Annotated in this window: 25 protein-coding genes; 17 read left to right on the top strand and 8 right to left on the bottom strand. The window is 58.6% G+C overall.

Annotated features, from left to right (window positions below; genetic code table 11):
- Nucleotides 1-237 precede the first annotated feature (237 nt).
- From EYB53_RS05965 to EYB53_RS05915, 11 genes are all read left to right on the top strand, one after another.
- Nucleotides 238-1,320: a vitamin K epoxide reductase family protein gene (locus EYB53_RS05965; protein WP_135477288.1), complete on the top strand. Its 1,083-nt coding sequence runs from the start codon at nucleotides 238-240 to the stop codon at nucleotides 1,318-1,320.
- Between the two features lie 28 nt (nucleotides 1,321-1,348).
- Nucleotides 1,349-1,810 (top strand): GIY-YIG nuclease family protein, encoded by a 462-nt coding sequence (locus tag EYB53_RS05960; RefSeq protein WP_135477287.1) that lies wholly within the window; start codon nucleotides 1,349-1,351, stop codon nucleotides 1,808-1,810.
- A gap of 197 nt (nucleotides 1,811-2,007) precedes the next feature.
- Complete coding sequence (locus tag EYB53_RS05955; protein ID WP_135477286.1) at nucleotides 2,008-3,204, top strand: trans-sulfuration enzyme family protein; 1,197 nt, start codon at nucleotides 2,008-2,010, stop codon at nucleotides 3,202-3,204.
- Between the two features lie 3 nt (nucleotides 3,205-3,207).
- Nucleotides 3,208-4,032: a sugar phosphate isomerase/epimerase family protein gene (locus EYB53_RS05950; RefSeq protein WP_205712588.1), complete on the top strand. Its 825-nt coding sequence runs from the start codon at nucleotides 3,208-3,210 to the stop codon at nucleotides 4,030-4,032.
- A gap of 70 nt (nucleotides 4,033-4,102) precedes the next feature.
- Nucleotides 4,103-4,522, top strand: a complete 420-nt coding sequence (locus EYB53_RS05945) for a phosphonate C-P lyase system protein PhnG (protein ID WP_135477285.1) — start codon at nucleotides 4,103-4,105, stop codon at nucleotides 4,520-4,522.
- Entirely contained in the window at nucleotides 4,522-5,070 is a 549-nt protein-coding gene (gene phnH / locus EYB53_RS05940; RefSeq protein WP_135477284.1) for a phosphonate C-P lyase system protein PhnH, read from the top strand. The genes EYB53_RS05945 and phnH overlap by 1 nt, the downstream gene beginning before the upstream one ends.
- Nucleotides 5,070-6,179, top strand: a complete 1,110-nt coding sequence (locus tag EYB53_RS05935) for a carbon-phosphorus lyase complex subunit PhnI (protein WP_135477283.1) — start codon at nucleotides 5,070-5,072, stop codon at nucleotides 6,177-6,179. The genes phnH and EYB53_RS05935 overlap by 1 nt, the downstream gene beginning before the upstream one ends.
- Nucleotides 6,176-7,114, top strand: coding sequence for an alpha-D-ribose 1-methylphosphonate 5-phosphate C-P-lyase PhnJ (locus tag EYB53_RS05930; RefSeq protein ID WP_135477282.1), 939 nt, complete (start codon nucleotides 6,176-6,178; stop codon nucleotides 7,112-7,114). The genes EYB53_RS05935 and EYB53_RS05930 overlap by 4 nt, the downstream gene beginning before the upstream one ends.
- Before the next feature lie 7 nt (nucleotides 7,115-7,121).
- Nucleotides 7,122-7,958, top strand: a complete 837-nt coding sequence (locus tag EYB53_RS05925; RefSeq protein ID WP_135477281.1) for an ATP-binding cassette domain-containing protein — start codon at nucleotides 7,122-7,124, stop codon at nucleotides 7,956-7,958.
- 129 nt (nucleotides 7,959-8,087) lie between these two features.
- A complete protein-coding gene (locus EYB53_RS05920; RefSeq protein ID WP_135477280.1) occupies nucleotides 8,088-8,762 on the top strand; it encodes a phosphonate C-P lyase system protein PhnL in 675 nt (224 codons plus the stop codon).
- Nucleotides 8,763-8,955: 193 nt separating this feature from the next.
- Complete coding sequence (locus EYB53_RS05915) at nucleotides 8,956-10,134, top strand: alpha-D-ribose 1-methylphosphonate 5-triphosphate diphosphatase (protein WP_135477279.1); 1,179 nt, start codon at nucleotides 8,956-8,958, stop codon at nucleotides 10,132-10,134.
- 83 nt (nucleotides 10,135-10,217) lie between these two features.
- Here the strand turns inward: EYB53_RS05915 and EYB53_RS05910 are convergent, their stop codons facing one another.
- The 3 genes from EYB53_RS05910 to EYB53_RS05900 form a co-directional block, all read right to left on the bottom strand.
- Complete coding sequence (locus EYB53_RS05910; protein ID WP_135477278.1) at nucleotides 10,218-11,285, bottom strand: alpha/beta hydrolase; 1,068 nt, start codon at nucleotides 11,283-11,285, stop codon at nucleotides 10,218-10,220.
- Between the two features lie 126 nt (nucleotides 11,286-11,411).
- Nucleotides 11,412-12,983, bottom strand: coding sequence for an acyl-CoA synthetase (locus EYB53_RS05905; protein WP_254150919.1), 1,572 nt, complete (start codon nucleotides 12,981-12,983; stop codon nucleotides 11,412-11,414).
- 108 nt (nucleotides 12,984-13,091) lie between these two features.
- Nucleotides 13,092-13,634, bottom strand: coding sequence for a hypothetical protein (locus EYB53_RS05900; RefSeq protein WP_135477277.1), 543 nt, complete (start codon nucleotides 13,632-13,634; stop codon nucleotides 13,092-13,094).
- A 147-nt stretch (nucleotides 13,635-13,781) separates the two neighbouring features.
- On the opposite strand from EYB53_RS05900, the gene EYB53_RS05895 reads away from it, so the two are divergent.
- The 3 genes from EYB53_RS05895 (at nucleotide 13,782) to EYB53_RS05885 (ending at nucleotide 18,212) form a co-directional block, all read left to right on the top strand.
- The gene (locus tag EYB53_RS05895) at nucleotides 13,782-14,732 is read left to right on the top strand and encodes a glycosyltransferase family 2 protein (protein ID WP_307726695.1); all 951 of its coding nucleotides are present in this window, start codon (nucleotides 13,782-13,784) and stop codon (nucleotides 14,730-14,732) included.
- 13 nt (nucleotides 14,733-14,745) lie between these two features.
- Nucleotides 14,746-16,170 (top strand): undecaprenyl-phosphate glucose phosphotransferase, encoded by a 1,425-nt coding sequence (locus tag EYB53_RS05890; RefSeq protein ID WP_254150918.1) that lies wholly within the window; start codon nucleotides 14,746-14,748, stop codon nucleotides 16,168-16,170.
- A 518-nt stretch (nucleotides 16,171-16,688) separates the two neighbouring features.
- The gene (locus EYB53_RS05885) at nucleotides 16,689-18,212 is read left to right on the top strand and encodes a type III PLP-dependent enzyme domain-containing protein (protein ID WP_254150917.1); all 1,524 of its coding nucleotides are present in this window, start codon (nucleotides 16,689-16,691) and stop codon (nucleotides 18,210-18,212) included.
- 76 nt (nucleotides 18,213-18,288) lie between these two features.
- Here the strand turns inward: EYB53_RS05885 and EYB53_RS05880 are convergent, their stop codons facing one another.
- From EYB53_RS05880 to EYB53_RS05860, 5 genes are all read right to left on the bottom strand, one after another.
- On the bottom strand, nucleotides 18,289-18,756 hold the full coding sequence (locus tag EYB53_RS05880) for an anti-sigma factor (RefSeq protein ID WP_135477276.1): 468 nt from the start codon (nucleotides 18,754-18,756) through the stop codon (nucleotides 18,289-18,291).
- 10 nt (nucleotides 18,757-18,766) lie between these two features.
- Nucleotides 18,767-19,438 (bottom strand): RNA polymerase sigma factor, encoded by a 672-nt coding sequence (locus EYB53_RS05875; protein WP_135477275.1) that lies wholly within the window; start codon nucleotides 19,436-19,438, stop codon nucleotides 18,767-18,769.
- Nucleotides 19,439-19,610: 172 nt separating this feature from the next.
- Complete coding sequence (gene yidD / locus EYB53_RS05870) at nucleotides 19,611-19,823, bottom strand: membrane protein insertion efficiency factor YidD (protein ID WP_097651897.1); 213 nt, start codon at nucleotides 19,821-19,823, stop codon at nucleotides 19,611-19,613.
- 1 nt (nucleotide 19,824) lies between these two features.
- Nucleotides 19,825-20,460, bottom strand: coding sequence for a 4-vinyl reductase (locus EYB53_RS05865; RefSeq protein WP_135477274.1), 636 nt, complete (start codon nucleotides 20,458-20,460; stop codon nucleotides 19,825-19,827).
- 21 nt (nucleotides 20,461-20,481) lie between these two features.
- On the bottom strand, nucleotides 20,482-20,997 hold the full coding sequence (locus EYB53_RS05860) for a MogA/MoaB family molybdenum cofactor biosynthesis protein (RefSeq protein WP_135477273.1): 516 nt from the start codon (nucleotides 20,995-20,997) through the stop codon (nucleotides 20,482-20,484).
- Nucleotides 20,998-21,313: 316 nt separating this feature from the next.
- Here EYB53_RS05860 and EYB53_RS05855 point away from each other — a divergent pair, with 316 nt between their 5' ends.
- The 3 genes from EYB53_RS05855 to EYB53_RS05845 all read left to right on the top strand — a co-directional run bounded on the left by EYB53_RS05855 (nucleotide 21,314) and on the right by EYB53_RS05845 (nucleotide 24,936).
- Nucleotides 21,314-21,568, top strand: coding sequence for an HRDC domain-containing protein (locus EYB53_RS05855; protein ID WP_135477272.1), 255 nt, complete (start codon nucleotides 21,314-21,316; stop codon nucleotides 21,566-21,568).
- Between the two features lie 324 nt (nucleotides 21,569-21,892).
- A complete protein-coding gene (locus EYB53_RS05850; RefSeq protein ID WP_205712587.1) occupies nucleotides 21,893-24,718 on the top strand; it encodes a cation-translocating P-type ATPase in 2,826 nt (941 codons plus the stop codon).
- On the top strand, nucleotides 24,715-24,936 hold the full coding sequence (locus EYB53_RS05845; protein ID WP_135477271.1) for a PLD nuclease N-terminal domain-containing protein: 222 nt from the start codon (nucleotides 24,715-24,717) through the stop codon (nucleotides 24,934-24,936). Before EYB53_RS05850 ends, EYB53_RS05845 begins: the two co-directional genes overlap by 4 nt.
- The last annotated feature ends 26 nt before the right edge of the window (nucleotides 24,937-24,962 follow it).

The following is a 24,962-nucleotide window of genomic DNA, read 5'->3' as shown; positions in this document are numbered from 1 at the left end:
TTGATACTTGTGGTTCGGGTTGTCGGCTGATAACCGGGTTTTCAGGCAATGCAATTTTGTTGTCTACTCTGGTTGGGTACAATAAGGGTGTTGCTTTGCTGGCACAACCGTCAGTTTTGCTGGCGGTTGTGCCAGCGAAGCAACGATTGATGGGGTGCCGCTCCTAGATATGGCTTGCTGCTCTGCTGGTGGTCTGGGTTGGCATTCCCGCGAGGGTTCGAACGAAGGAGTACGTTGATGATACGTAGAAATGTTTCACGCTGGTCGCTCCTTGGGGTGGCGACGCTCTTGCTGATGTTCGTTTTTGCTGGGCGCGTTGCTGCGGCTGATCCAGCTGCACGCGCCGTCTTTTTCTATTCGCCGAGTTGCCCCCATTGCCATACGGTCATGGACGAGGTCTTTCCGCCGCTTCAGGCGCGCTATGGTTCACAACTCCAGATTGTCCGGATTGACGTCAGTCAGCCTGCTGGTCAGACCCTTTATCAGGCGGCGATTACGGCCTTCAATATTCCCGACAATCGCCTCGGCGTGCCCACCATGGTCTTTGGCGAGACAGTGATGGTTGGCAGTGGCGAGATTCCGGCGATGTTGCCTGGTTTGATTGAACAGGCGCTTGCGGCTGGCGGCAATGCCTGGCCCACTATTCCGGGGATCGAACCGGTCATTGCGGCGCAGGTGGTCACGACTGAAGCGGGCGAGGTTGCCGTGGTGCCACAACCTGAACCTGCGGTGAGCCCGTTTCAGCGCGATCCGCTGGGCAATAGCATTGCGGTCTTGATGCTCTTGCTGATGACAGTTTCCGTCTTTGTGCTGGGCATTACCACACGCCCGCCCTTTGATCGCCCGCTGCTTGGGTGGCGCAATCTGGCGGTGCCAATCCTTGCCGTCGCTGGCATCATCGTCTCGGCTTATCTTGCGTTTGTGGAAGTGAGTGGTGCCGAGGCGGTCTGTGGCCCTGTTGGTGATTGCAATGCGGTGCAACAGAGTGTCTATGCGACGTTCCTTGGTATCCCGGTTGGGGTGCTGGGGGTTGCTGGTTATGCCCTCTTCCTGATCGCGTGGCTTGTGTATCGTTTTGGCGCAGGTCAGGCCGCCCACTATGCCAGGCTCGCGATGCCCCTCATGGCCTTCGGCGGGACGATCTTTTCAATCTACCTGACGTTTCTCGAACCCTTTGTCATTGGCGCAACCTGCATGTGGTGCATTGCCTCGGCTGCAATTATGACGGGTCTGCTCTGGGTGACGACTCCCCGTGGGGCACCGCCTGTGCAACGGGGGCGGGGCAAAGTCAATCGTCGCCCCGTGGCAGCTAATCGCTAGCGATGCTACACCACTTCGACCCCTACCAATGAAGGGTACCTATATCCTGGTACTCCAACTTGACCAGACGCTCACTCAACTTCAGATTGGGCGTCTGGGTTCTTTTGCCTTTGCACCGGGTTTTTACCTCTATGTCGGCAGTGCCTTTGGTTCGGGTGGGTTGGCGGCGCGCCTCAAGCATCACGCAAACCCCCACAAACCTCGTCTGCACTGGCATATTGATTATCTCCGGGCACAAGCCCATCTCCGCGCCGCCTGGACCTTGACTGGCACCGGGCGGATGGAGCATGCCTGGTGTCGTGCGCTTGCATCTGTTTCTGGTGTTACAATGCCTGTGCCGGGGTTTGGTGCCAGTGATAGCCCCTGCTCTACTCATCTCTTTGCGCTTGCTACGGCACCTCACCCTACGTTGCTGGCCGAGGTCATCTTCGGTTCGCTTGATCCAACCCAGAGTGCGCATGTCCAACTCGATATCCATCTCTTTGATTGAATCGTTACCATGCATCCGCTACGCTTCTCTGAAGCTCGCTTGTGCTGGTGAAAACGGCCAGCTTCGCTGGCCGTTTTCACCAGCACAAGCACGGGTTTTGAGGGCGGCAGCCCTACCGTTCATGCGAATGGGGCGCATCCCCCAGGAAGCGTACGTGTGTCAGCACACGTACGCGTTGTAGCCACCAGGAGCCTGTTATGCCTGAGAGTCTCTTTACCATCGCCGTCCACGCTGGCCGTCCCGATGAAGGCAATCCTTCGATTCCGTCTGTTCCCGGTATTGACTTGGCGGTGAGTTACCGGGCCGCTGATGCTGCCACCCTCCACGCGATGCTCGGGGGCGATGCGCCAGGCTTTTCGTATTCGCGCTATGGTAGCCCGACCAATGCTGCGCTCGAAGCGGCTCTTTGTCAGATGGAAGGGGCAGCGGTGGCGCGTGCGTGTGCTTCGGGTATGGCTGCCGTCCATCTCGCCCTGTTGCTCACCGGGTTACAGGCCGGCGATACGCTGCTGGTGGCCCAGGACTCGTATGGTGCGACGTTTGCCCTGGTTGATACGATCATGCGCCGCATGGGGGTCTGTCCGGTTTTTGTCGACGCAACGAACCGCGCCACCCTCGCGGCGGCGCTGGCCGAGCATCGTCCCCGGGCGCTGATCCTCGAGCCGATCTCCAATCCGTTGCTCCGCCTCTGTGATGTTTCGGCAGCGGCTCGGCTCTGTCACGAACACGATGTGCAATTGGTGGTTGATGCGACCTTTGCGACGCCGTATCTGTTGCGGCCACTCGAACTGGGGGCCGATATTGTGTTGCATAGTTTGACCAAGTATCTTGCTGGTCACGATGATGTGCTTGGTGGCATTGTGCTGGCTGGCGAGTCGTATGTCGCCGAGTTGCGCACTCTGACAATCCTGACTGGCGGCCTGCTCGATCCGCATGCCGCCTATCTTGCGTTGCGTGGCCTGCGCACGCTGCCCCTGCGCATGCGTGAGCATTGTCGCAATGCCGCCGAGGTTGCCAGTTGGCTCGTCGAGCAACCCGGCGTGGCCCAGGTCTACTATCCCGGCTTGCCGTCACATCCCCAGCATCACCTGACGCGCCAACTGTTGCCGAATGGTGCAGGCGGGATGGTTGCGTTTGATCTGGTGCAGGCCAACGAAGCCGCTGTGCTGCGCTTTCTCGATGCCCTGCAGATGATCTTGCCTGTCACGACGCTCGGCGGTGTCGCCAGTCAGATCCTCTATCCGGCCTGCTCTTCCCACCGCTCACTCTCGGTTGAGCGCCGCCATGCCCTTGGTATTGGCGATGGTTTGCTGCGCCTCTCGGTTGGTATTGAGGATGCGGTTGATATTCAGGCCGATCTCGCCCGTGGGTTTGCCGCTGCTGCAAAGGAGTAAACGATGATCCAGCAAACGGTGCCGCTGATTGGGGCGGCCTTACAGATCAAAGACCTTGAAGTCTATCGCGACTGGTTGCTCGATGGTCCACGTGATCTTGAAATCCAGGATCCGATTGCGCCCGAAGTCCTTGATGGTGATTGGCGCACCGCCGCTCGCCATGCTCGCGAGATGCTTCGCGGCTATACCGGGCGTCTGGGCATCCACGGGCCGTTTCTTGGCCTCGATCTGGCCCCCTACGATCCAAAGGTGCGCCAGGTGGTCATCGAACGGCTGCGCCAGGGCCTCGCGTTTGCCGAGGCGGTTGGCGCGACCCATATGGTGCTGCATAGTCCCTTTCTCTGCTTTGGCACCCCGGCCCACGTCTTTACCCCGTTTGCGCGTCGTGAGTGGACAATCAAAGAGGCCCATGCGGTCATCGAGCCACTGTTGCCCCAGGCCGAGGCGCTTGATTGCATGCTGGTGATCGAGACGATTGCCGATGGCAGTGTGGCCCCCCTGCTTGATCTGGTGCGTTCGTTCGATACGCCTCTCGTACGGCTCAGCATTGATGTAGGCCATGTGTGCATGATGCAGCAAATCGGTGGCCCTACCCCTGATCAGTGGGTGCGCGAAGCCGGCGATCTGCTTGCGCATGTGCATCTTCAGGATACCGATGGGCACCTTGACCGTCATTGGGCGCCCGGTGATGGCGCGATCAACTGGTATGCCTTTTTTACCGCCCTGCAAACCTTGTCCCATCAGCCACGTCTGTTGCTTGAACTCGAAGATCATGCGCACATCCCCCGTGGGATGGCCTATCTGACGAGGTGCGGTTTTGCGTGTTGAACCTGTCCGGGCTTCTTTTACGTAATCTTTTCACGAAGTTAACGCCGGCTTAATCTCAATGCAGTAGGCTATGCTGATGCAAGCACACGAGCTATTGGATATCTTGACCCGCTCCCCTGCGGATGCGGTCAAGCGCTTTGCGGAGGATCTGCTGCCGCGCCTTGAGCCGGTAGAGGTGTTGCGCAACCGAACAGGATTGGCGATGTTGCCATTTCGTGAAACGGCCCAGGAGAGCAGTTTTTACCTGGGCGAGATTTTGTTGGCCGAGGCTCATGTCCGTGTCGCTGGGGTTGAAGGGTATGCAGCCTGTCTTGGGCGCGATCTTGAACAGGCGCTTGCCCTTGCGCTTATCGATGCCGCCCATCGTGCCGGGATCGCTGGCCCTGCTATCGCCGATTTTGCCCGTGTCCAGGCTGCTGATCTGGTGGAGACCGATGAAGCTTTGATGCGTGCGGTTGGGCAAACCAGGGTTGATCTGGAGACGTTTTGATGTCTATGCCGCACATGACTCCCGCCGAACTCCGTCAGCACGCGACCTTTACGGCGTTGATGTGGGCGTTCAGTTACCCTGGACGCCCTCAGCGCCTCCCCGCCGCTGGCCTGGCCGCCTTTGTTGCCATCGGTGAGACGTTGCTTGATCTCGAGACCGGTTTTTTTACGCCGCATGACGATCTTGTTCCTGCCCTCGCCGCAACCGGCGGACGTCCACTTCCGCCGATCCACGCACCCTACCAATTTTATCCTCAACTCACGCTCGCCGAGCTTGATCTGCTCGTGACGGCACCGCTTGGTACCTACGCCGAGCCGGATCGTGGGGCAACCCTGGTGCTCGGCTGTGGTTTTGCGCATGGAACGCCGTTGCACCTCAGTGGCCCCGGTCTTGCCCAGCCATTGACGATCACGGTTGCTCGGTTGCCTGACGAACTTTGGCGTGCCCGTGCGACGGTGGCTGTCTATCCGCTTGGCTGGGATCTCTATCTCGTGGATGGCGATCAGGTCATTGGCTTGCCACGGACGACCAGGGTGGAGGTGGGTTGATGGCGTATGTGGCAGCACGCGGCGGCGAGGCGGCGATCCTTCAATCCGAGCAGTTGCATCAGTTGCTCAATGCTCCGTTGAGCCTCGCGACGGTGCGGATGATCGAAGCGAGCCTGCCGTATCTTGTTGATCGCGTGATGGGCGAAGGTTCACTCTATGCGCCTGAATTGGCTGCACTTGCGCTCGCCCAAACGGGCGGCGATCTCTACGAGGCGGTCTTGCTCTTGCGGGCCTATCGTTCGACGCAACCCCGCCTTGCGTATGCCGAGCCGGTGACGCAGACTGAGTTGCTGACCGTGCGCCGCATTTCGGCCTCATTCAAGGATATCCCGGGGGGGCAGATCCTCGGGCCAAGTCTTGATTATAGCCATCGCTTGCTGCGGCTTGATCTGCTCGATCAGGACAATCAGGAGCACAGTGCATCCGCGCCTCCTGCGGCTACCGTGTCATCTGATGCACCAGCGGGCGAGGCTCCTCCCTCGTACGATCCATCGCCGCTGGCGGTCGCTGATTGGCAACGTAGCGAAGGTTTGCTTGCGGCAGTGCCTGAAGTCCCGCCCACCGATCCGGCCTCTTTACCTGATCTGACCCGCGAGCCGGCCGATTTTCCGGCCCCTCGTGCGCATCGCCTGCAAGCCCTGGCACGCGCCGATACGGGGGGCGTGCTGGCACTTGGTTATGCCAGTATGCGTGGCTATGGCCTCGCTCACCCGACCGTCAACGAGTTGCGGCTGGCCTATGCCGATGTGCGGCTGCGCCATCCCGTCACCGGCGAAGCTTTTAGCATCGGGCGGGTGCGGGTCAGCCAGTGCGAGGTCGTCAATACGCAGGCCACCGAATTGCGCCTCGGCTACACGGCAACCCTGGGCTGGAATGAGGTCAAATGCATCGCCGGGGCGATGCTCGATCTCGAGATGGATGCCCCGCAGCCGCATCCGGCCCACAGCGAAGAGTTTGTGCTCTACCATACTGAACCCGTCGAAGCGTCCGGCTTCTGCATCCACTACAAACTCCCTCACTATGTCACATTCCAGAGTGGCCTCGATGCCCTTCGCGAGGCACGCGCAACCGCTGCCGACGCCCCCACAGAGCCAGGAGACGCGCAATGAGCCTTGCCTCGCTTGCCCATCCTCGTCAGGATTTCAGCTACGGTTTTCTGGATGCGTTCGCGAAGCGTGAATTGCGTCGGCGCATGCTCAAGGCCATTGCCATTCCCGGCTTCCAGGTGCCCTATGCCAGCCGCGAGTTGCCGATTGCCCGCGGTTGGGGCACCGGCGGCCTCCAGGTGACGCTGAGCATCGTGAGTCCAACTGATACGCTCAAGGTGATCGACCAGGGTGCCGACGATTCGGTCAACGCGGCTAACCTGCGCCGCTTCATTGCCCGCATGACGAGTGTCGCTACGACAACCGATACCCTGGCCGCCACGGTGATCCAGAGCCGCCATCGCGTGCCCGAGGAACGTCTGCGCGAGGGGCAGGTGCTCGTTTTGCAGGTGCCCGATCCAGAACCTCTGCGCCAGGTGCAACCTGATAGTTCACGTGCCCGCGAGATGCACGCCGATGCTGACTATGCCCAGATGTGGCTGACGCTCTATGAACAACTGGTGCGCTTCGGACGGTTCATGCAGGGGGCCAGCTACCCTGTTCTTGTCCACGGGCGCTATCTGATGAGTCCTAGCCCCATTCCACGCTGGGATACGCCTGCGCTGCACCAGGCTGCTCATCTCACGCTGCTCTCGGCGGGACGTGAAAAGCGACTCTATGCGGTGCCGCCGTATACCGACGTGCGCCCGATTGAATTTGAAGATGTCTTTTTCCAGGTCGAGAACATGGCCGGACGAATCTGTATGCTTACCGGGGCGCGCAACAAATTTATGGATGAACTACCAGTTGCCGAAGGTGGTTCACAGTTCCGCCTTTCCGACACTGGGTATGCCGCCAAATTGCTACGTCGCGCACGCGGCGACGCAGCCACCCTTGGCGCGACCTATTTTGATGATGAGGGCCATTTTTATCAGCCAGGGGTCATCCGTGCAGAGTGAGCCAGGTATGAACATCGAGCCTGTGACGCCTCAACCGCAGCCACACCAGCGGCGCCTGCTACCGCCGCGCCTGGTTCGACAGGCACCCCTGCTGGAACTACGCGGCCTGAGCAAGCGCTATGGGCGCATTGTTGCGGTGCAGGGCGTGAACCTCGAACTCTACCCTGGCGAAACAGTGGGCATTGTCGGTGAGTCGGGCTCGGGCAAATCGACCGTCTTGCGGATGCTCAACCTGGAAGAGGCAACCGACACAGGCACGTACCACCTGGCTGTGCCAGGGTTCACGGGGCAGAACCTCTTTGCGCTCGATCGCTTTCATCAGCGGCAACTGCGCATCCAGCAGATTGGCATTGTCTACCAGCAGCCGCATATGGGCTTGCGGATGCAGGCGACCAGTGGCGGCAATGTGGCCGAACGGCTCATCATGGCGGGCGAGCGTCGTTTTGCGACGCTGCGGCGGGCTGCAAGCGACGCGTTGGCAAGTTCCGAATTTCCGGCTGATCGCATTGATGATCCGCCAGCGGTGCTGTCGGGCGGGATGCAACAGCGGGTGCAACTCGCCAAAGCCATTGCGCTGCGACCGGCCTTGCTGCTGCTTGACGAGCCAACAACCGGCCTCGATGTCTCGATTCAAGCCCTCGTCCTTGACACCCTGCTCCGTCTGAGGCGTGAGCGCCAGATCACCACGCTCATCGTCTCGCACGACCTGGGCGTCATTCGTACCCTGGCCGACCGGGTACTCGTCATGCGCCATGGTGCAGTTGTCGAATGCGGCCTGACCGATCAGATTCTTGATGATCCCCAACATCCCTACACCCAGCAACTCGTCTCGGCCCGTCTCTGATGGAGGGCTGTCGCCCTAAAAGCCCATACTGCTTCTGGCAAAAATTGCCAGCAAGGTTGGTAGTTTTTGCCAGAAGCAGCCTTTTCCAGGAGGCCGTAAGCCTCACACTCGCAGCCGGAGGCTGAACGTATGCCGCTTCTTCACGTCGAAGATCTGAGCAAGAACTTTGTCATTCACGCCCTGGGTCGCACCATTCCAGCCTTTCAAGGCGTTAGCTTTACGCTTGAAGCGGGCAGTCTGTTGCTGATCCGTGGGCCGAACGGGGCCGGCAAATCGTCGCTTTTGCGTTGCCTCTACCGCACTTACCTGCCTGAGCGGGGTCAGGCGCTCTTTGCGGCGGCTGACGGAACAATTGATCTTGCCTCGGCCGCTGATGTAGACATAGCCCTCTTGCGCCGGACCGAAATCGGCCATGTCACCCAGTTCCTGCGCCCACGTCCACGAGTGACGGCGCTTGACCTTGTCGCTGAGCCATTGCTCGTGGCGGGGCATAGCCTCGCCGAAGCGCGTGAGGCAGCAGCGGATTGGCTTGGGTCGCTGGGGCTCAAGGCAGCGATCTGGCAGGCCTATCCGAGCACCTTCTCGGGGGGCGAGCAACAGAAGATCAACCTGGCGCGTGCGATGATCGCCCCGCGGCGCCTGCTGCTACTCGACGAGCCAACGTCCGCCCTTGACCCCGACGCCCGCGCTGCGCTGTGCTCGCGGATCAAGACCCTCAAGGCTGCTGGCGTTGCGATGATCGGTGTCTTTCATCACCCCGAAGATATCGCAGGATTGATTGATGTAGAATTTCATGTAGCATGATTAGTGTGTAACCTACGTTTCTTGATCCCAGCGGGAGCTTCGACAGGCTCAGCCTCCGTCCGTTCGCACCGCCCATCGTCCGCCGTTGGCTGAGCTTGTCGAAGCCAATACCGAGAGCAGAAAACTTTTGTTACAGACCAATGATGTGTGCAAACGGCAAAAGCTGTAATTGTCCTAGAGGAGCAAGCGGTCTATGTTGATCACGAATGTTCGTATCGTCCTCCCTACGATGGTCATTGAGCGTGGCTGGCTTCGCATTGAGGGCGAGCAGATCGCGGCGTTTGATGAAGGTGACGCCGTTGTTGGCGATATGCCAATTGTTGAGGGGCGTGGGCTAACGCTCATCCCTGGCATGATCGACATCCACGGCGATATGCTCGAACGCGAGATCGAACCGCGCCTCGGGGCCGATTTTCCGATTGATATGGCGATCTTTGAACTTGACAAGCGCCTTGCTGCGGCAGGCATTACCACCGCCTACGCGGCCCTTTCATTCTGGGATCATGATAGCCACGATAATACCCGCCGCCTCGATACCGTGCGCCTGATGACGGAACATATTCACCAGTTGCGACCACAATTGTTGATCGATCTACGTGTGCATGCACGTTTTGAAGTCTCAACGCCGATTGTTTCGCCGATGCTTGGCGATCTGCTTGAGACCGGACAGATCGAGTTACTCTCGCTGATGGATCACACGCCGGGGCAGGGGCAGTACCGTAACATCGAGCGCTATGTCACATCAATGTCGCAATGGCGACGCATTCCGCGTGATCATGTCGAAGAGGAATTAGGGCAACGTCTTGCGCAGGCAGGAAGCCTGGAAGAACGATGGGCGCTGGCGCGTGACATTGCGGCGCTGGCCGCAGAAATGGGCCTGCCCATTGCTTCGCACGACGACGATACGTCGGCGAAAGTTGATCTCGTCGCCACCCTCGGTGCGACCATCGCCGAGTTTCCCGTGACGCTTGAGGCGGCCCAGGAGGCCCGCCTACAGGGCATGGCGATCGTGATGGGTGGCCCCAATGCGCTGCGCGGCGTCTCCCATTCGGGAAATCTGAGTGCTCGTGAAGCCGTTGCCGCGGGTCTTGTCGATTGTCTGGCGACCGACTACCACCCCGGCACACTCCTCCATGCGGCCTTTGGTCTTGCCCGCGAGGGCATCACCGATCTTCCCACCAGCATTGGCCTGGTGACTGCCGGGCCTGCTGCTGCCCTCAACATGGCCGAACACGGGCGTATTGCCCCCGGCCTGCGTGCTGATCTTTGCCTGGTCGAAGATGGTCGCTTGCCTCGCATGCGGGGGACGATCCGCAATGGCACGCCGATTTACTGGGATAAGGTGATGTGGGAGCGAGCAAGCCGGGGGTGAGGGCGTTAGCCCTAAACTTCAGCGTGCCTCTGCTGTTCCAACAGCCTTGTTGGTTGTTGGAACAGCAGAGGCACGCACACAGCTCACTTCTTGTGCAAGAGCGTGTGGAATGCGCTATTAAACGCCTTGGGCTTTTCGAGGTAGGGGCTATGCCCGCAATCGGCCAATTCGATCTCGTGGAAATAGCCACCAGCTTCGATATAACGTTGCAAGACACGTCGTGTCTGCCCCTTCATTGGCTGGGGCGGAAAGGCCTCTTCGCCGGGCCAGTCAGGGACAGCCTGGATCTTGCCGAGCGTCCCGAGATCAAAGAAGCTCATATCGCTGACGATCTGATCATCGGCCCCGTGGATCCAGAGGATCGGCGGTTTATGCTCGGCGGAGAGGATGCGTTCGACCAAATCGCCCACATACTTGGGTGACAACGCATTATTCGGGCCAATCACACCCGGCCCGACCCCGGGCCAGTTGGCTGATTTGACCATATCGCCGGGATAGTGATCTGCCTTCACGCGAATCGTGAACATGCTCGACAGCAGCACCTCTTCGCGGTCAGTGCGGAACGGCACTTTCCAATAGAAACTATTCATCACCAAGCGGGGCGAGGCGCGGGGATTGTCAATGCCACGGTCTTGCGCAGCCAGGAGGCCAGCAAATTCAGGGCTCACCAGACCACCCCCCGAGCCGGCAAAATCAGGCCAGCATGGTGTGCCTTCGAGATCCTTGGTGCCCCCAAACCCATACGGTGAGCCAGGTGCGGCGAGGGTGATCGTCTGCAGGCGTTCAGGTGCCGTCGCCAACAACTGGAAGACGACCGAGCCGCCCATCGAATGACCAACAACATGGAAACGGTCACACCCCAGCGCATCAGCAAGGGCCAGGATATCATCAGCAAAATCGCCGAGGCCACGGGTCGCGTCGACGGGCTTGAATTCGCTCTCGCCGTACCCTCGCAAATCGGGGGCGATCCCGCGAAAACCTTCGGGCAATGCCAACATTGTCTCTTCCCAGAATGTGCCGGATGACACATTGCCATGAATGAAGATCACGGGCTCGCCGGACTCAGGGCCGCTCAGGCGGACGTGTTGGAGCAGCCGACTGGTGGCGACCTGCTGAGTTGTTATGCCCGGCATAGTGGGGAGATTGATCATCGGACAACCTTTCCAGATATGGTTTCTCTTCAATCCGGTATCTGCGTGCGTAGCGAACACATTAGCAGGGGAGTGCATCCAGGTGACGCAACCATTGCTTGCTGACACACACACACAAACCGGGTATCACCTTTCATGATGCGCATCATTGTCCAGATACGTGCGGAGCAGCGCATGCTTATCAACTTTGCCTGCCGCCGTTTTAGGCAACGGTTCAGCTTGGATAATCACCTGACGGGGCAATTTATAGCGGGCGAGGCGTGTTCCGGCAAAGTCTAGCAAGTCATGGCTCTGCAAATTATATCCTTTCCGGGGCACGGCCACTGCCCAGCCGACTTCGCCCCAGTGCGGGTCAGGCACAGCCACCAGGGCAGTCTCGGCGACCGCCGGATGGCCTGCAAGTACGCTCTCGACCTCAGCAGGATAAATATTCTCGCCCCCTGAAATGATCACCTCTTTCAGCCGCCCGACGATGGTATAGTACCCTTCGGCATCGCGGCGGGCGAGATCGCCTGTCCGTAGCCATCCATCGGGCGTAATGGCCCGGGCGGTCTCTTCAGGTCGGCCCCAGTACCCACGACACACATGAGGACCGCGTACCCAGAGTTCACCGACCTCATCGGATTCACATTCGCTCCCTTGTTCGTTGGTAATGCGTATATCAATGAAAAGGAGCGGAAAACCGACGGAACCCGGCTTGCGCCGCACATCTTCGGGGGGGAGCCAGAACGTATTGGGGCCAGCCTCGGTGAGACCATAGCCCGTCTTGAAATCAACCCCACGACGCCAAAACTCTTCAAACACGGGCTGTGGGCAAGGTGCGCCGCCACTGATTACCAGTTTCAAGGGGCTAAAATCAACCTGGCTCCAGCGCTCGTGTTGTTGCAGAGCGAGAAAGATCGTCGGCACGCCAAAAAAGATGCTGACGAGTCGACTGGCGATCAAATCAAAGATCTGATTGACATCAACACTCTTGCAGACAATCGAAGCCCCGCCTACCATGACCAGGGGTGCCGTAAAGACATTGAGGCCGCCTGTATGAAAGAGGGGCATATTCAGGATCGTCGTATCATCGGCATTGAGTCCCCAGCTCATCACGGTATTGATCGCATTGAAGGTCAGATTGCCGTGGGTCAAAATGGCACCTTTGGGCAGCCCGGTGGTACCGCCGGTATAGCAGATCACCCACGGATCATCAAACCCAAGCTCGATTGGCGGAACGGGTTCGTGGTGCTCATCGCGGGCCATCAAAGGCACATCAGCAGCATGCGCCACGGTCGCTGTCTCGATGGCGATCCAATGGCGTACCGACGTGGCCGTGGTACGTAGCGTGAGCGTTGTGGCCGCAAATTCTGGCCCATACGCCAGTACGCAAGGGTTCGCGTCATCAATCAGACCAGCCAATTCAGCCGGGGTCAAGCGCCAGTTCAACGGTTGCATGATCGCCCCAAGTTTGCCACAGGCAAACCAGAGATCGAGAAACGCGAGACTATTGTGGGCAAGTACAGCCACGCGATCGCCCCGTTCAATCCCGAGCGAGCGGAGCAAAGCTGCCGTACGCGTCGCGGTCGCATTCCACTCATCGTAACTGATCTGGCGCATATCACCCTGAGCGTCGTAGAGTGCCGTACGTTCGGGCGAAAGTTGCGCTCGCCGTCCAAGCCAGTCACCAAGGTACATCTGGAACTGTCTGCTCATAACCTGCTCACTGAGGGGGGGGCAACGAAAATGGTTATCAACGGGACGGCTCATAAAACAAGCCGATCCATTCCTATTATACAGGCCCCAGTTTCGTTGATATGCGTGTTATAAGCCGTGGGCCAGTCCGTGCATCTTCCACACCTCACTCTGCTCATACAACCGCAACTCCCATTGCACTGGTGCTGTTGGATCGACCATGGCCTGGGCCATGCCCCCAAGTGCTGGGCCTTCGGTGGCGTTGAACCCATAGGCCAGACTCAGATGCAGCTGGCTTTTGAGCCGGATGGTCTCGCGTCTGCTTGGCGACACCGCCCGCGCCGCAAAGTTGGCGGCCAGGTTCTCGAGCCACGGCGAAACGATCAAGAGGCCGTGAAAGGCCTCAGTGCAGGCCAGTTCCGTGATGATGACCGGCTGATCTGGTCGTTGCGCCATGGCTGTTGTCCAGGCCGCCGTGAGGGCGCTGGTATAGATAGGAAGAGCCGTGGCCTCGTCGTGAAAGAAACCCGTTAGCGTGATATGGGGTGGATACGTGTGCGCCTTGTTTGGCCCAAACTGGGCACGACTGGCATCGTAAAACGCCGCGATCTGCTCGGCCATTGGCCCCAACGGGCACGCATAGACAATCAAGCGGGCAAGCGATGAAACCATACACCTTCCTCACCCATGCTTGTGCTGGCGAAAACGGTCAGCGCAGCTGACCGTTTTCGCCAGCACAAGCGAGATTCTTGGGGGCCGCAGGCCCCAACCCCCACCGCCGGAGGCAAACTCTCTGGCTTTGTTGTGAGCAAAGCCAGTATGGTATACTATACACGCTTTTTGATTGCTGGCCCTGTTGCCGTGGAGCAAGCTATGTCGCGCCTGGCGGTTGTCATTCTGAACTATAATCGGGCTGACTTGCTGGCTGATTGCTTGGCTTCGCTCTATGCTGCCCCCACCCGTTGTGATCTGACGGTCTGGGTGGTTGACAATGACTCCAGTGATGCGAGTGTCGCGATCGTTCGCGACCGCTTTCCTCAGGCCCGCCTGATCGTCAGCCCGATCAATGGCGGCTTTTCCTATGGCAATAACCTGGCCTTACGGGCGATCAGTGCCGAGCAGTCGGCTGATTATGTGTTGCTGCTCAACAATGATACGGTTGTACCGGCAGGTGCCCTCGATGGGTTGGTCGATTATCTTGTCGCCAATCCCGCAGTGGCGGTTGTCGGGCCGCGCTTGCTCTTGCCCGATGGCAGCCTTGATCTGGCCTGTCGGCGCAGCTTTCCTAGCCCCGAGATCTCCTTTTATCGCATGTCAGGGCTGGCGACGCTCTTTCCCCGTAGTCGCCGTTTCGGGCGCTATAACCTTACCTATCTTGATCCGGCCTGTGAAACCGAGGTTGATGCGGTTGTTGGGGCGTGCATGCTCTTGCGGGCGTCGGTGATTGATGAGGTCGGGTTGCTTGACGAACAGTTTTTTATGTATGGTGAGGATCTTGACTGGTGTTATCGCATCAAAGCGTATGGTTGGCGCATTGTCTATTATCCACAGGTGATCGTTCATCACTACAAGCGGGCTTCGAGTACCCGCCGCGCCATCCCGTCGATCCGTGCTTTTTATGATGCGATGCGCATTTTTCATCGAAAACATTACGCGGCTACAACCGCTGCCCCACTCAATCTCTTGATTGAAGTTGGTATTAGTTTGAAGGAGTTCATGGCACTTGGCCGCAATCTCCTCCTCCCCCCAGCCGCACGCCGCGTCGGCTAAGGTGCGTCCACACTTGCGATCACGCACCTGGCGGGCGTTGCTGCTTTTGATGTTGATCGCTGGCGATCTGCTCGCCCTGAATGGTGCGTTGATTGGCACCTATCGTTTCTTTGCGCCCGCAATCGAGACTTCGGGGGCCATTATGCCCTCTGATCCAGTTGTGGTCGCCCGCTTCTTGCTGTTTTTTAATCTGATGGCGCTCGCGGTCTTTACCTTCAACGGTCTCTACGAGATGCGCCGTGGGGCGTCACGGGTCGATGAGGCGTTCAAGGTTTTTACCGCTATCTCGCTGGTCGCGATCGGTGCGATTGTGATCAATACGCTCTTGCCCCAGATTGGGGCTGATGAGTTGCCCTTTACCCGCGACGTGCTGGCCTGGAGTTGGACGATGGCGATTGCGGCATGTGTGATGCTGCGGGCGCTCCATCGATCAGTCGTGATCTGGCTGCGTCGCCATGGGATTGACACCCGGCGTGTCTTGATTGTGGGAGCACGCGATCCCGGCCAACTCGTTTGGAATATTATTCGCCACCGCCCCGAACTGGGCTACCGGGTGCAGGGCTTTGTCTCGGATAGTGCCCCGATTGGGAGCATGGTGCTCGATCTGCCGGTACTTGGCCGTACCCCTCAGCTCGGGCGGGTCGTGCGGGCAACCCGTGCCGACGAGGTCATTATTGCGCTTTCAGCCCGCTCGACCCAGGATCTGCTGGAAATTATTGCGCTGGCAGAGGATGAGGCGGTCACGATCAAGGTCTATCCCGACACGTTTCAGTTGATCACCAATAACGAGCTCTCGATTGGCGATCTCAGTGCCCTCCCCCTCGTCAGCGTCAAAAATGCAGCCCTCGATAATCCGTGGAACCGGATCTTGAAACGCACCCTTGATCTGGTGGTGGCATCGCTTATCCTCCTCTTTGGCGCACCGATCTTCATGCTTATTGCGCTCGCGATCCGTCTCGAGTCGCCGGGGCCGGTCTTTTTTCTCCAGGAACGGGTTGGGATGGATAAACAGCCCTTCTGGATGATCAAGTTCCGCACGATGCGCCCCGATGCCGAGTTGCTAGGCACATGGACAACCGAAAATGATCCCCGCGTCACCCGTGTGGGCCGTTTTTTGCGCCGCACGAGCCTTGATGAGTTGCCCCAGTTGATCAATGTGCTGATCGGCGAAATGAGCATCGTTGGCCCCCGCCCCGAACAGCCGCGCTGGGTTGAACAGTTTAGCCAGGAGATCCCGCGCTATATGCGACGTCATAAAGAGAAGGCTGGCCTCACCGGATGGGCCCAAGTCAATGGTCTCCGCGGCGATACCAGCATCAAAGAACGTACCCGCTATGACCTTTACTATATCGAGAACTGGTCGCTCCTCTTTGATCTCAAGATCATTCTGCGCACAATCGCGAATTTCCTCACTGGCAAGCAGGAAAACGCGTATTGACACAGGGTACTGATGGGTGTATAATGTAACACGCTGGGCCAACCAGCCAGTTTATTCGCGCCCCTCGTTACGTTTTGGTGACGGGTTTCGCGTTCCGGGAAGGCACCCGGCACTGCGCAACACGCAACATCGAACACGAAACGGATGTCGCTCTGAGAAGCGTAACCATTGTGGGTTGCCGCTTCTGTCCCCAGGGTGCCGAGCGGGCTATGGTGAGGGTCTATGGACGGTAGTGACAATATACGCACCTGTGTGCGGCACAAAAAAGTTGATCGTACCGATCTGCAGATCGCTGGGGGCTGGTCTATCCGCCTACCCTGGTAATGTCATGACGCGCTTCTGAGGCGTCCTGACGGACGCCTCTTCCCCCAACGACTCCTGCCATCGGCGCAGGGGTTTTTTTGTGCTTCCCCATTGTGTCGCTTGCCATGCTTGTTCGCAAGCCGTGAGGGTCTGAATGCCCCACGGTCTGACTCGTTGCGTCTTGATCTTTATCCCGAGGGAGGGTTCTGGTACAATTGAAGCAGCAGACATATACCACCTATCTTCAGAATCAGTTCGATCTTGATGGTGATGGTGCGTTGACCAGTTTTATGACGCGTCAACGTGGCGAGCTTATGTTGGGTGGACGGGTCAATTTGAATGTGCTGGCGCAGCAGTATGGCGCTCCTTTAGAGGTCGTCTATACGCCCCAGATTACTACTCAGGTTTCCCGGATGCAGGCATGGGCGGCCCAGGCACGGGCAAGCAGTGCCTATCCCGGTCGGTTTCTGTACGCCTATGCGACCAAGGCAAATTTTGCTGCCGAGGCCGTCGAGACAGCGTTGCGGGCCGGGGTTCACTATGAGACATCGGCGGCTGCCGATGTGACCATTGCGCGCAGTCTCTACCGTCAGGGGTTGCTGCCGACTGATCGCTTGATCTGCTGCAATGGCTCGAAAGAACCAAACTATCTTGAGGCTATCCGTGGTCTGCGTCTTGATGGCTGCACCAATGTGATCCCGGTACTCGATGATCTTGCCGAACTAGAGGCGCTGCTTGAGACGTCGGCCCCGCTGCGCTTTGGCGTGCGTGAGCGTGCAGCCGGCAATCGGGATGGACGGCATCCTGGCAATGACCGCTTTGGCTTGACGAGTGCGGAGATCGAGGTCGCCGCTGAGCGGATCGCCAACAGCCAGCACGATCTCGTGCTCTACCATGCGATGGTTGGGAGCCAGATCGAGGACGAGGCGCATTTCCTGGCGACGCTGCGCGAGTCGGTGGCCGGCTATTGTCGGCTGCGCCGTCGGGTGCCGAGTCTGCGTTATTTCAATTTCGGTGGCGGGATTCCAACCGCCGGCTATCGTCTCGATTTTGCGTTTGATTATGCCGGTTTTCTCACGCGTTTGATGCATGAAATCAAGGCTACCTGTGCCGCCTACGATGTTCCACCGCCCGATCTGATTGGTGAGTTTGGCCGCTATACGGTGGCAACGCACAGTGTCTACCTGCTCGAAGTTGGGGCCGTCAAAGCTGGTCAGCCGGGTGAGCCTGATTGGTACCTGATCAACGGAAGCATGATGGTGACCTTGCCCGATGCGTTGTTGGTCGAAGGTCAGGAGTTTGTCATCTTTCCCTTGACCGACTGGGATCGCCCGGTGCGCCCGGTGCGCCTGGCTGGGCGGCGTACTTGCGATAGCGACGATGTCTACCCGCGACCCGACGCTCCCCCGTTGATGTTGCCCGACACCGGGGCTGGCCTGGTCATTGCCATTTGTGGTGTCGGTGCCTATCAGCAGATGATCTCGGGGCGTGGCGGGGCGCATCACTGCCTCAGCCCCGAGCCGGGGCGGGTCATTATCAGCGAACTTGATGGGCGCTTGCAGACCCGGTATGTTCCGCAGCAGGATCAGGCGTCAATCATGGAGTTGCTCGGCTATCAACCCCAACGCTTCCCGGTTCCGCTGGAGATCGAGCGTCGCACGCCGGTTCCCGTCATGGCGCGGCGGCGCATGGTGCAACGCCCGCCACGACTGGCGCGTGCGAGTGCCCACCTGGAATAAGCATCCTTTTGCGTCTACATCCGAACAACCAAAAAGGCCGCCCCAATGGGGGCGGCCTTTTTGGTTGAGCTACGACTCAATTCCGTACCGTCTGGCGTTGGGGTTGCTGGTCAAAAGCGAGCCAGAGCATAATTGCCAGGAGGAGCCAGTGGATCTGGTCGCGGATCACCAGCAGGATGGCTACCACCTGACGCGAGGCAGGTAACGCATCGTAGATCCGTTGCAACCCGATCAGCGGCGCGTAGCGCAACTGCTCAACCATCGCGATCAGCCCGAGCTCAGCCCCAACCGTACCATAAAACTGCCAGGCTATCCCCAGCGAAAGGCCAACCGCCGCTGCCGTCAGCACCAGCACGAGCATGCTGTACCACGACTGCGGACGCGGTGGTGCTGGCACAGCCGGAGCGGGTACCTGGTTGCCAGGCACCAGAGCCAGCAGGCGTGCTGATACCTCTGGAGGCGTTTCCCAGTGCAACTCTTGACGTAACACCGCATCGAGGCGGTCGTCAGGATCACGGGAAGGAGTTTTCATCAGATCGTTCATCTGTTCACCTCTATGCACCGCCAAACATCAAACGCACTGGCACCGCACCCGTCCGGGGGCCATCGGCATCATGGCGCGGCTGGCGGGGCACAGCCTGGGCAGGAGGAGGTTGCTCTTCTGCTTCCAGGATGGCGGCCAGACGATCCTTGCCCCGGCGAATATGGCTTTTGACGGTGTTGAGCGGAATATCGAGGATCTCGGAAATATCGGCATACTTCAGATCATCGAAATAGTAGAGCGTTAAGACTAGGCGATAGTGTTCTTCAAGTTGATCAAGCGCACGCCGTACCTGACTCCGCACCTCTTGCGAATCAAGGGCATGCTCGGGACTCGTCCAGCGGTCATCATCAGCCACACTTGCCAACTGGTCGGCCTCGTCTTCTTCGAGTGCCGGCGGGGTCAGAGGAACCTGACGCCCGCGCCGTCGCAACTCATCGCGCCCCAGATTAACGACGAGCCGGTAGAGCCAGGTAGTAAACCTGCTCTCACCATTATATTGTGGCAGCGCCCGAAACAGCCGGATAAAGGACTCTTGCGTGAGATCTGCCGCATCCTCGGGATGTTTCAGGACACTCATCGCAATGCTATAGACATAATGTTGCTGACTCAACACCAGTTGTGTCAAGGCTTGCGGGTCGCCCTGCTGGGCCTGTTCAATCAACTCACGAGATGGTTCAGCCACCGTACACCTTTCCCTGGCGCGTATGCGCCGTCGCTGATTGTGCTAGAGAGAGTATCGCACAACTACGGCCAACGGGCATCGCTCATGCGACAGAGTGCGGGCCTCAACTTTGGTTGGAGGTTTCCCGTCACAAAGTAGGACGTACGACCTGGGTCAAAAGTTGCAGTCTATTCTATGGGACAGGATCGTGCCCACCTGGCCCCCAGGGGTGGCAGCGTGAAATGCGTTTGATCGCCATCCAGCCCCCACGTACGGCTCCATACTTGCTGATCGCCTCAAGGCCATACTGCGAACAGGTTGGCTGATAGATGCAGCTTGGAGGGAGCCATGGCGAAATGGCGAGCTGATAAAAGCGAATCAATTTCAGCAATAACCAGCGGATCATACTATTCAAGCGGCTCCTTGCTAATGGTAAAACGACAGGATGGAGCGCCCTGAGCGATGCAACTACACTGTTCCACGGCAAAATGACGCCCACCCGAGACCCAGAACGTCGCCTCTTCAATGATGCCACGGGCAATATAGAAGACCGGCCCCGGTTCGGGGCGATCAAGACAATTCGAGCAGCGGGTGATATGGTAGCTAAACTGGCCGCGCTCTTCTTCGACATGGCTTGACTGGTCACTGAAGCGGTCAAACGTCTGGGCCGTGGCATTGAGCACAATCTTCAACTTCATGGTGACTGGCATCAACTTGAGCGCCAGATCAGCCATCCCGAGCAACGGCCCAAACTCTTTAAGGCCCAACGAAAACGCGACGCGCCCGGCCCGTAACTCTAGGCCACGTGCGCCGCGCGGCCCATACATGGTGCCAAGCGCCACCGAATAGGCCGCAATCGCCTCGAAGGGGAACTCGCGTTTCAGGTCATTGGGCGGATACGCATCAATATATTGATGGAGATCGGCGAGGCGCAGCAACGCCTTGACCCCGTTTTCGCCCATCACCTCTTCCAATGATAGAAAGCAGAGACGACCGATGCGATTAGGATAATGCAGATTACGAAAAGCATCTACAGAGGTCATTGGCGTGCATGCTCCTTCGCATCACTGGCGTACTGTCTCCCAGATCAGATGGGCTGTCTGTGGAATGATCAGCTTATCAAGCGCGAGCTTGACGGCTGCAGTTGAGCCAGGGAGACAGAAGATCAGCGCCCCACCATAGACACCAGCGATTGCCCGTGAGAGCATTGCCGCCGGGCCGATATCGTCGTACGAAAGCATGCGAAACAACTCGCCAAACCCGGGCAGACGTTTCTCGAGCAGCGTGTCAATGGCATCAACCGTACTATCGCGACGGGCAATGCCTGTGCCACCGTTGGTGATGATCAGCTTGCAACCGTCAGCGGTATAGCTGCGTACCAGTGCGACGATCTGGTCAGGTTCATCGGGAACTACGCTATATCTTACCACATCATGCCCTGCCTGAGTGAGTGCCGTGCGAATGGTGCTTCCACTGGTGTCATTGTCAGGTGTGCGCGTATCGCTAATCGTCAGCACCCCACACCGAATCGTCAGCGGACCTTCACGTTGTGCCTGTGCTTCATGTTCCTGATGTCCCATAGTCTCCTCGTTTCTGCTTTGCACCGGTGTATCAAGGATGGTACCACAAACACAGGAGGGATGAAGTAGCTGTCCGTTGGGGGTTTGGTACGTGTTCACACTTCGCCTGAGAGCGAGGGCGGGACGACCTCGCTCTCAGGCTGTGTGAACAGATACGGAGCCTGCGGCCTTCCCCAAGAACCACACGGGTGCCCCGTAACTTTTGGCAGGTTGGTACGGTTCACTCACTATAAACGTTGTCTTGGTGGATGCTCTGTGAAATCATAGCCTTGACAGATGCATCGTGCGCCGACGTTCACAGGGCCAGGGGGTTGTTATGACTGTCGCTACCCATCATCAGATGTCCAACGCTTCGCCATCCGTCGTTCTCGAACAGACCATTTATGCCCATCTGTGTGTCTGGCGTCATCAACGTGCTGCACGCCGGGGTTGCCCCGAGCAAATGCTGGTTGATGATGCTACCCTGCGTGAGATTGCCCGCCACCATATGTCACCCGAACTCGCTGCAACCTTTTCAGGCGCACGCAAACATCCGCGCCCTGATAAAGCTTCACTCTGCCTGATCGCCTGAGTCGTCAAAAAGATTATCTTCTCTGCGGGGGACACCAACTCAGTTGGTGTCCCCCGCAGAGAAGATTCCATAACGTATGGTGAAGATCTTCTCCTCTAGATCAACAATGAGCCAATGAAGTATACTGTGTATGAGGGCTGTTAGATCCTGGTTGGGGAGTAGCCACCTGCTCGCAGGTTCGATTGTCGTCAAGACAGCGGTGCCCCCGCTCGGCAATCGATTCGTGTTTCGACACGATTGGCAAGACCACCACGATAACAAGGTATCGTGGTGGTTTTTGTGCATGATTGTGCGCACCATCACCTGTAGTGATGAGGTTCCCCGATGAATATTTCGCTCCCCCCTTCCCACGATCAGGGCAAAGGTTCCCCTGACACAATGCCTACCAAGCCGCAGGATCAGATGTGGCACTGCTTAGCGCCCGAGGCGGCCCTTGAGATGTTATCGAGCGCCTCAACCGGCCTTGATCAGGGTGAAACCCAGGCTCGTCTGGCCCAGTATGGCCCCAATGAACTCATCGAGCGTGGTGGCAAACATCCCGCAAAGATCCTGTGGGAGCAGTTTACCAATGTGATGGTACTGATCCTGATTGCTGCGGCAGTGCTTTCGCTCTTCCTTGGCAAATTCCTTGAGGCGGGGGCGATTCTGGCGATTGTGGTGCTCTTTGCGGTGCTCGGCTTTTTTCAAGAGTACCGCGCCGAGAAGGCGATCGCGGCGCTCAAGAAACTTGCTGTGCCCAGTGTTCGTGCCTATCGCAATGGCAAACTGCTTGAGTTGCCCGCACGTGAACTGGTGCCCGGCGATGTGATTGCGCTCGAAGCGGGCAATCTGGTGCCCGCTGATGTGCGCATTATCGAGAGCATTAACCTGCGCATTCAAGAGTCGGCCCTCACCGGTGAGTCGGAACCGGTTGAGAAGGTTGCCGAAGCGCTGACCCGCGCTGAGGTGCCCCTTGCTGATCGTCGCAATATGGCCTACCTTGGGACAACGGTGACCTATGGCCGGGGGAGTGCGCTGGTGGTGGCAACGGGTATGCAGACCGAGCTTGGCACGATTGCCGATCTGCTGCAGGCCGTGCCCAACGAGGCGACGCCACTGCAGATGCGCCTCGATATGGTTGGCAAGCAACTGGCCTTTGCGGGCGTGATTGTGGCGGTGCTCATCTTTGGCATTGGCCTCTGGATGGGTGAGCAGGTGACGATCATGCTGCTTACCGCCGTCTCGCTGGCTGTCGCGGTGATCCCCGAGGGTCTGCCGGCTGTGGTGACGTTTACGCTGGCGCTTGGTGCCCAACGTATGCTCAAACGCAATGCGCTGATTCGCAAGTTGCCTGCCGTCGAGACGCTCGGTTCGGTGACGACGATCTGCTCGGATAAGACCGGGACGCTCACCGAGAACCGGATGACCGTAACGATGGTGGTGCTGCCGGGGATGCTGGTTGAGCTAAAGAATGGCCACCACGGCCCGGTTGCGCTCTTGAATCCTGATGCGGCTATGCAGGAATTGCGCACCCAGAAACCCATCGGCTCGGCGCTCTTGCTTGCCGGGGCAGCGCTCTGCAATGATGCAACGCTGAGCCTTGATCCCGCTACAGGTCAGTATGAATTGGTGGGTGATCCAACCGAGAGCTCGTTGCTGGTGGCGGCTGCCAATGGGCAGTTGCTCAAGCATGATCTTGAGCACGCGATGCCTCGGGTCGCCGAGTTGCCCTTTGATAGCGACCGCAAGCGTATGACCACTGTGCATCACCGTCCCCAGAAGATCATTGATGCCCATCTCGGTGCGATCTGGGGGGTTGAGGGGTATGCGCCTGAGATGGCCTATGTTGCGGTGACCAAAGGGGCTGCCGATGGCTTGCTGGAAATCACAAGTCAGGTCTGGACTGAAGGTGGGCCTGAACCGCTGACCGAGACGTGGCGTCAGGCGATTTTGACCGATAATGAACGGCTGGCCCGCAATGGGATTCGGGTGCTGGGGGTGGCTTTTCGGCCTCTCGTTTCGACCGAACGGATCCACGAGGTCGAGCGCGATGTGATCTTCCTCGGTCTTCTCGGCATGATCGACCCACCGCGTGCCGAGGTGCGTGCGGCCGTCGCAACCTGTCGCGAGGCTGGTATTCGGCCCGTCATGATTACCGGCGACCATCCCTTGACCGCGAGCTATATTGCGCGGACGCTTGGCATTGCTACTGACGAGACCGTCGTCACCGGCAGCGAACTGAGCGCAATGAATGATGCGCAACTTGTGCAAGCGACTGCTTCGACCGCCGTCTTTGCGCGGGTCAGCCCCGAACATAAACTCAGAATCGTCGCCTCACTGCAACGCCAGGGGCACGTTGTTGCGATGACGGGCGACGGAGTCAACGACGCGCCAGCCTTGAAAAAAGCCGACATCGGCGTGGCAATGGGCATCACTGGCACCGATGTCTCCAAAGAAGCATCGGCGATGGTGCTGCGCGACGACAACTTTGCCACGATCGTTGCTGCTGTCGAAGAGGGCCGGGTGATCTATGATAACCTGCGCCGCTTTGTCAAGTTCGCGGTCGCGGGCAATATCGGCAAAGTGCTGGTCATGTTACTCTGGCCGTTGCTCTTTTTTGTGGTTGGTATGCCGACACAGTCTGCCGTCGCGCTCTTGCCCCTGCAGTTGCTCTGGCTCAACCTGATGACCGACGGACTGCTCGGGTTGAGCATGGGCATGGAGCCTGCCGAGCGGCATGTGATGCACCGTCCGCCCCACTCTTCGACCGAGGGCATCTTTGCGGGCGGTATGGGATGGCAGGTGACGTGGGTTGGGGTGGTGATTGGCGTGCTCGCCCTGGGGGTAGGTTTCTGGTATTACCAGGACGGTCTGGCGCAATGGCAGACGATGATGGTAGTGAGCCTAACCCTCTTGCAAGTTTTTCAAGCCCTGGCGACCCGCTCGAATACCGAGTCGATTCTCACCATCGGGGTCTTCTCGAATCGCGTTATGTGGGGTATCATTGTTCTTGTAGTCGGGTTACAGGTGCTTGCCCTCTTTAGCCCACTGGGTCTCTTTCTTGGCCTGTTGCCCTTGACACTCAACGACATGCTGATCTGTGTGGGCATGGGCATGCTCCTCTTTGTTTTGATCGAAGTTGAAAAACTGATCCAACGGAGGCGATCATGAAAAAAATGGCCTGGAGCGAACTCTCCCCCAAACAACGGGGTCTCCTTCTTGTGCTGACGAGTGTCCAGTTGAGTTTGCTGGCGACAGCACTGGTGGACCTCTTCTTCCGCCCGCCCGAGCAGGTCAACGGCCCGCGTTGGGCGTGGGCACTGGCCTCATTCGTGAGCTTTGTCGGGCCACTGGCGTATTTGCGCTTTGGGCGGAAGCAAGCGGAATAGGGTTTTCGGTTCTCTGCCCAAGCTGG

The sequence above is a fragment of the Candidatus Chloroploca mongolica genome (assembly GCF_004762035.2).
GTDB lineage: Bacteria > Chloroflexota > Chloroflexia > Chloroflexales > Chloroflexaceae > Chloroploca > Chloroploca mongolica.
This window is presented reverse-complemented; position numbering and strand designations above follow the sequence as displayed.

Bases quoted from the DNA above. Each gene is read 5' to 3' on its own strand.
- EYB53_RS05965 (WP_135477288.1), top strand. From the start codon at position 238: ATGATACGTAGAAATGTTTCACGCTGGTCGCTCCTTGGGGTGGCGACG.
- EYB53_RS05960 (WP_135477287.1), top strand. From the start codon at position 1,349: ATGAAGGGTACCTATATCCTGGTACTCCAACTTGACCAGACGCTCACT.
- EYB53_RS05955 (WP_135477286.1), top strand. From the start codon at position 2,008: ATGCCTGAGAGTCTCTTTACCATCGCCGTCCACGCTGGCCGTCCCGAT.
- EYB53_RS05950 (WP_205712588.1), top strand. From the start codon at position 3,208: ATGATCCAGCAAACGGTGCCGCTGATTGGGGCGGCCTTACAGATCAAA.
- EYB53_RS05945 (WP_135477285.1), top strand. From the start codon at position 4,103: ATGCTGATGCAAGCACACGAGCTATTGGATATCTTGACCCGCTCCCCT.
- phnH (WP_135477284.1), top strand. From the start codon at position 4,522: ATGTCTATGCCGCACATGACTCCCGCCGAACTCCGTCAGCACGCGACC.
- EYB53_RS05935 (WP_135477283.1), top strand. From the start codon at position 5,070: ATGGCGTATGTGGCAGCACGCGGCGGCGAGGCGGCGATCCTTCAATCC.
- EYB53_RS05930 (WP_135477282.1), top strand. From the start codon at position 6,176: ATGAGCCTTGCCTCGCTTGCCCATCCTCGTCAGGATTTCAGCTACGGT.
- EYB53_RS05925 (WP_135477281.1), top strand. From the start codon at position 7,122: ATGAACATCGAGCCTGTGACGCCTCAACCGCAGCCACACCAGCGGCGC.
- EYB53_RS05920 (WP_135477280.1), top strand. From the start codon at position 8,088: ATGCCGCTTCTTCACGTCGAAGATCTGAGCAAGAACTTTGTCATTCAC.
- EYB53_RS05915 (WP_135477279.1), top strand. From the start codon at position 8,956: ATGTTGATCACGAATGTTCGTATCGTCCTCCCTACGATGGTCATTGAG.
- EYB53_RS05910 (WP_135477278.1), bottom strand. From the start codon at position 11,285: ATGATCAATCTCCCCACTATGCCGGGCATAACAACTCAGCAGGTCGCC.
- EYB53_RS05905 (WP_254150919.1), bottom strand. From the start codon at position 12,983: ATGAGCAGACAGTTCCAGATGTACCTTGGTGACTGGCTTGGACGGCGA.
- EYB53_RS05900 (WP_135477277.1), bottom strand. From the start codon at position 13,634: ATGGTTTCATCGCTTGCCCGCTTGATTGTCTATGCGTGCCCGTTGGGG.
- EYB53_RS05895 (WP_307726695.1), top strand. From the start codon at position 13,782: ATGGTATACTATACACGCTTTTTGATTGCTGGCCCTGTTGCCGTGGAG.
- EYB53_RS05880 (WP_135477276.1), bottom strand. From the start codon at position 18,756: ATGAACGATCTGATGAAAACTCCTTCCCGTGATCCTGACGACCGCCTC.
- yidD (WP_097651897.1), bottom strand. From the start codon at position 19,823: ATGATCCGCTGGTTATTGCTGAAATTGATTCGCTTTTATCAGCTCGCC.
- EYB53_RS05865 (WP_135477274.1), bottom strand. From the start codon at position 20,460: ATGACCTCTGTAGATGCTTTTCGTAATCTGCATTATCCTAATCGCATC.
- EYB53_RS05860 (WP_135477273.1), bottom strand. From the start codon at position 20,997: ATGGGACATCAGGAACATGAAGCACAGGCACAACGTGAAGGTCCGCTG.
- EYB53_RS05855 (WP_135477272.1), top strand. From the start codon at position 21,314: ATGACTGTCGCTACCCATCATCAGATGTCCAACGCTTCGCCATCCGTC.
- EYB53_RS05850 (WP_205712587.1), top strand. From the start codon at position 21,893: ATGAATATTTCGCTCCCCCCTTCCCACGATCAGGGCAAAGGTTCCCCT.
- EYB53_RS05845 (WP_135477271.1), top strand. From the start codon at position 24,715: ATGAAAAAAATGGCCTGGAGCGAACTCTCCCCCAAACAACGGGGTCTC.